The sequence below is a fragment of the Sneathia sp. DSM 16631 genome (genome assembly GCF_014892235.1).
Classification (GTDB): domain Bacteria; phylum Fusobacteriota; class Fusobacteriia; order Fusobacteriales; family Leptotrichiaceae; genus Sneathia; species Sneathia vaginalis.
In genome coordinates this window covers 1-3,079 of record NZ_JADBHL010000028.1, presented here as the reverse complement: position 1 = coordinate 3,079, position 3,079 = coordinate 1, and the positions used below count along the sequence as shown (strand labels likewise).

At 26.8% G+C, this 3,079-nt stretch carries 2 protein-coding genes; both read right to left on the bottom strand.

Features of this window, described 5'->3' with window-relative positions; genetic code table 11:
- Positions 1 to 318: hypothetical protein (locus IMK15_RS06240; RefSeq protein ID WP_192942277.1), on the bottom strand; the 318-nt coding region annotated here is incomplete at its 3' end.
- A 278-nt stretch (positions 319 to 596) separates the two neighbouring features.
- The gene (locus IMK15_RS06235) at positions 597 to 2,891 is read right to left on the bottom strand and encodes a hypothetical protein (RefSeq protein ID WP_192942276.1); all 2,295 of its coding nucleotides are present in this window, start codon (positions 2,889 to 2,891) and stop codon (positions 597 to 599) included.
- Positions 2,892 to 3,079: the final 188 nt, after the last annotated feature.

Below are 3,079 nucleotides of genomic sequence, written 5' to 3'. Positions count from 1 at the left end.
AATTCCAGCAAATTCAGGTAATTCATATTTAGCGTATACACTTGAATTGTCTAATAAGTTTTCTGTATACATTTCAGTTGTTAAAGGTTTAACTTTAGATATTTCTTTAATATCTTTATTCTTTAATACTGCACCTAAAGTAAGTTTATTAACTTTTACTTCACCTTTAAGTGATAATTCATCAAGATTTCCAGTAAGTACAGTCATATCATCTGCTTTAGTGAAGTTTAAATCACCTTTAAAATTACTCTCGACAAAACCAGTTGATGCCATTGAAACAGTTGTAATTAAACTGGCTAATAATAGCGTTTTTTTCATGAAAATTTCCTTCTTTCCGTTACAAGTATATATTATTAATACTATTTTATATGTAAAATCATAAAATATGAACATAGAAATTAATAGTTTTCAAGGTTATTTTTTAACCATTTAAAACGTATTTTGAATTTATATAGAATATTGGTAAAAAATACACCTTACAATTTTTTAACCATATTTTTTAAATTTATAGATTTTTAATATTATTTATTTTTTATTGTCATATTTTTTTAAATATATTATACGAATTCAAATAAAAAAGGGCTTTTGCCCTTTTATTATTTCCATTCATATTTCATGTTTAATGCACCTTTAATAGATGTGCTTCTATAACCGAATTCTTCAAATTGGTTTAAACCAAATTTAACTGGAACTTCTACTGAACCTGAAACTTTTAATGTTTCCATTGGATTGTATTCTACAGATACTTTTGGTGCTAATACTAAGCTTGGGTTAACCATTCCAGCATAAATATCAGCGAATGTAGCTGTAGCATTAGCTTCTGGACTTACAACTAATTTATCATTTAATAACTTGAAGTCATATTTTACACCTGTGTGTAATTTAATGTATCCTGTTGTATATGGTTTAAATTTAAGCAATTGATCATATCCTGAATGATGTCTACCTGCAAATACACTATCAGCAGTTAATGTTAGGTTCTTAACACCAGTGTACTTAGTACCTAATTTGAATCCAAAGTTTACTAAGTCTATTTTTGTTTTGTATTCACTTAGAGTATTTATAGCTTCGTTATATTTGTTTTTAAAATAATTTTCGTGGCTTTCTTTAGTTGCTAAAGCTTTTCCATATTCAGATGATGTTATATCATCGTATACATCATTTGCATTAACATCGCCTGCATTAGCTACTATCTTATATGAACCATTTGCTTCCTTTTTAAATACTAGATCTTTAATTATGTTCTTGATTTTTTTGTTTTCTTTTTCTTCGTGAAGGAATACTTCTTTATTATATTCTGCTTTTGCTAATTTTTTACCTTTTTCTTCTGGAGTATATGGTATAGCACTAGGTACAAATTCCCTAACAGTATTTACAACTGCAGATTTAGTTAATGAATAAAGAAATGTAAACAAGCCTTTGTCTTCTTTATCTTTTGTTAATTCTTGTACTTGTTTTTTAGATTCTTCTAGCAGTTTATCTATTTCTTCTTCTTTTTCAGTTTTCTTTTCTAACTGTAGTTTTTCAAGTTGGAAATGTATGTTTGATAATTTTGTTGATAATTCTCCAGTTTTAAGTTCTAGATTATTAATTTTAACTTGTGTTTCATAAGCTTTTTTAGCAGTAGCTTTATCTTTTTCGTCTGTTATGCTGTCATATATAGCTTTAGCAGATTTAATTTCTTCATCTAATTGTAATTTTTTAGCTTCTATTAATTTATCATAAATTTCTTTGTTGTCATTATATTTCTTCTTATCTTCTGTTTTTGTGTTTTTTATAGTTTCTAAAGCTTTTTCGTATTCTTTTTTAGCTTTTTCTAATTCTTCTTTATGTTTAGCAAAGAAGTCTTTATCGTTTGACACTAAGCTTTTAGCGTATAGCCATTCAGAAGGATTTGCTACGTAATTACCTAATCCACCTTCATCAAAGTGTATATGTTGTACGAATGCTCCTGCTGTTAATTCTAGGTCTTTTACTCCTGTGTATTTAGCATCTAATTCATATGAGTGTGCATATGCATCTTTGTTTAATACTACGTCTGAGTCTGTTATAATATCTTTAACTTTTGAAGTACCTTTTACTTGGTATTTGAAGTTGAATTTACCATCTAATTCTAGATCCTTTACTCCTTTATAGTTTGCTCCAGATTTTAATGATACAGCCATGTTCTTATCTGTCTTACCATCGTCTTCTTTTTCATCTATAAAGTTGAATTCTCCATTTAATTTAGTATCTTTTAATCCTACATATGTTCCTTTTGCATTTAATTCAGCTTTTCTGAATCCATCTTTTGCATATACGTGCCCTATAGTTAAGCTTGCTTCTAGGTCTTCAAAGTTATTTAATTTCTTTGCTCCTAATTTTAATGTGTGTTCTGATGAAGCTGCTTTACCATATTCTCCATCTTTCTTTTCAAATGGGAATGTAGTCTTTGAAGTTAATGATACTTCTGCACCATTACTGAAGCTATGAGCTAATTGTCCTTCTAATTCAACATTACCTTTTTTGAAGTTTAATGTTCCATCTGCTTCATATTTAACTTTAGGATTTAATGTTCCTTTTACATATGATTTAATTCCAGCAAATTTTGGTAATTCATATTTAGCGTATACACTTGAATTGTCTAATAAGTTTTCTGTGTACATTTCAGTTGTTAAAGGTTTAACTTTAGATATTGCTTTAATATCTTTATTCTTTAATACTGCACCTAAAGTAAGTTTATTAACTTTTACTTCACCTTTAAGTGATAATTCATCAAGATTTCCAGTAAATACAGTCGTATCATCTGCTTTAGTGAAGTTTAAATCACCTTTAAAATTACTCTCGACAAAACCAGTTGATGCCATTGAAATAGTTGTAATTAAACTGGCTAATAATAGTGTTTTTTTCATAATTTCCTCCTTATTTTATTACAAATATATATTATTAATATTATTTTATATAAAAACAGTAAAAATATGAATATATTTTTTAATTTTTTTCTAATTTAATATTTAACTAAACCCGAGTTTGACAGTTTTAAATAATTAAAAATGTTGTAGATATATTGAAATCTACATTTTTTTGTCAAATTTTTTTA